Genomic DNA, 2,085 nt, shown 5'->3' on the forward strand with positions numbered 1-2,085 from the left:
CGTCCGTCGTGGCGGCCCCCGCGCCGGTCGCCGCCGCGCCGGTGAAGCGGGCCAAGCTCAGCTTCAAGGAGCAGCGCGAACTCGACGCGCTGCCGGCGCGCATCGAAGCGCTCGAAGCGGAGCAGCGCACGCTGGGCGAACAGCTCGGCGGCACGGCCCTCTACGCCGAGGCGCCGCAGCGCGTGGCCGAGGTGCAGGCGCGCTATGCCCGCATCGAGGAAGAGCTGATGGCGGCGCTGGAACGCTGGGAAGTGCTGGGCAGCCGCTGAGCGCTCAGAGGCGCCGCCTGCCGGCGGCTACCACTTGCCGAGATTGCTGAACCAGGAGTCGCCGCTGGCACTCGGGTGGGTGCGGCTGACGATCAGCCCGGCCTGCAGGTACAGGCCGTTGAGCAGCCGCGAGGCGCGTTCGCGGTCGAAGCCCGGCCAGGCGGCCAGCGCGCGCAACGAGATCGGTTCCTGCCGCAGCCGGCCGACCGCGGCGGCCAGCGCGCCGCTCAGGACGGTCGGCGTGGCGAGGTCCGGCGCAACCCGGTAGACGGCAGGCCCGGCCAGCTCGGGCAGCAGTTCGTGGCGCGGACCGTGCAGTGCCATGTGCCACAGCAGCGGGCCCAGCGGATGGCACATCTCGGCCGGCGCGGCCATGTCGTCACGTCCACGGTTCGGCGCGTGCAGCAGCGCCTGCTCGACCTGCAGCAGCTGCACGGTGTCGAAGCGCGTCGCGTACAGGGCCTCGAGCGGCAGGGGCGTGTGGAACAGGTGCTCGCGGGGGAACACCGTCAGCGGCAGCACGTGTCCGTCGCGATCGAGGTGCAGCGCCATGTCCTGTGCGTGGCGCAGGCAGGCGGCCAGCACCTCCAGCACCTCGGCGCCGTTGTCATGGCTCTCGAAGCGCTGCAGGTCCGCCATCAGCGAGGGGCTCAGCGCGGCGTAGCGCGAGCCGCCTTCGCTGGAAGTGCTGCCGCCACCGCCGCCCATGGCTCGCTGGAAGGTGCTGACCCGCCAGAGTTCCGGTTCGCCGAAAGGGATGGTGGGCTCGTCCATGCGTGGCGGCAATTGTAAGTGTCTGTATGCCGAGCCGGCCGTCGCAAGGCTTGCAAGTGCCGTGCGCGCGCTCAGGCGCGCGCGCCGCGGCGCTGCAGTTCGGTGCGGCGGCGGTCCAGCGCCCGCCAGAACGCGGGGTCCTGAGAGGTCGCGACGTTGATGCGCATCAGCCGCTCGGCCGCCGCGTGGCATGGAACAGCGAGCCGGGCGCGATCAGCCAGCCGTCGTCGAGCAGGGCCAGGGCCAGCCGGTCGGTGTCGACGCCGGTGTCGAGCCAGGCGAACAGGCCCTGCGGCGGCGTGGCCGTCGTGCAGCCGTGGCGCTGCGCCAGGTCGATGCTGCGCGCGCGCGCGGCGTCGAGCCGGACCACCACACGCTCGGCATGGCGGCGCAGCGCGCCCTGCTCCAGGCAGACCGCGACGGCCTGCTCGGTCAGCACCGGCGTCGTCAGCGACGTCAGCAGCTTCACATCGACCAGCCGCTGCACCAGGGCCGGCGGCGCGGCGATGTAGCCGACCCGCCAGCTCGGCGCGAGGATCTTCGAGAACCCCGAGATGTAGATGCTGCGCTGCAGGCCGTCGAGCGCGCCGACGCGTGGCGCGTGCGCAGGGGCCAGCCAGGCGTAGGTGTCGTCCTCGACGATGTGGAAGTCGTGCGCCTGCGCCAGCGTCAGCAGCTGGTGGGCGCCGGCCAGCGACAGTGAGGAGCCGGTCGGGTTGTGCAGGACCGAGACGGTGACGTAGAGCCGCGGCCGGTGCGCCTCGATCAGGCGCCGCATCACCGCCAGATCGGGGCCGTCGGCGCCGCGCGGAACCGGCAAGACGCGCATGCCGAGCTGGGCCAGGCGGGCGAACTCGACGGCCCAGCCCGGCTCGTCGACCAGTACTGCGTCGCCCGGCGCGAGCAAGGTGCGCGAGACGATGTCGAGCGCCTGTGTCGCGCCCAGCGTCGTGACGATCTGCGCGGGCTCGGCGGCGATGCCGAGGTCGGCCAGGCGCAGCGACAGCGCCGCGCGCAGCCGGCCGTCGCCGGCCGGATCGCC

Annotated in this window: 1 protein-coding gene and 2 pseudogenes; 1 reads left to right on the top strand and 2 read right to left on the bottom strand. The window is 73.4% G+C overall.

The genetic code is table 11. The features are described 5' to 3' along the window. Positions 1-269 (top strand): annotated as a pseudogene (locus Y694_RS21475) (ABC transporter ATP-binding protein); the annotation flags it as partial. A 27-nt stretch (positions 270-296) separates the two neighbouring features. Here the strand turns inward: Y694_RS21475 and Y694_RS21480 are convergent. After that, positions 297-1,043, bottom strand: a complete 747-nt coding sequence (locus Y694_RS21480) for a hypothetical protein (RefSeq protein ID WP_011827783.1) — start codon at positions 1,041-1,043, stop codon at positions 297-299. Positions 1,044-1,114: 71 nt separating this feature from the next. After that, positions 1,115-2,085: pseudogene (locus tag Y694_RS21485) on the bottom strand (PLP-dependent aminotransferase family protein); the annotation flags it as partial.

Source organism: Methylibium sp. T29-B (assembly GCF_000576225.1).
Lineage (GTDB): Bacteria > Pseudomonadota > Gammaproteobacteria > Burkholderiales > Burkholderiaceae_C > Methylibium > Methylibium petroleiphilum.

Bases quoted from the DNA above. Each gene is read 5' to 3' on its own strand.
- Y694_RS21480 (WP_011827783.1), bottom strand. From the start codon at position 1,043: ATGGACGAGCCCACCATCCCTTTCGGCGAACCGGAACTCTGGCGGGTC.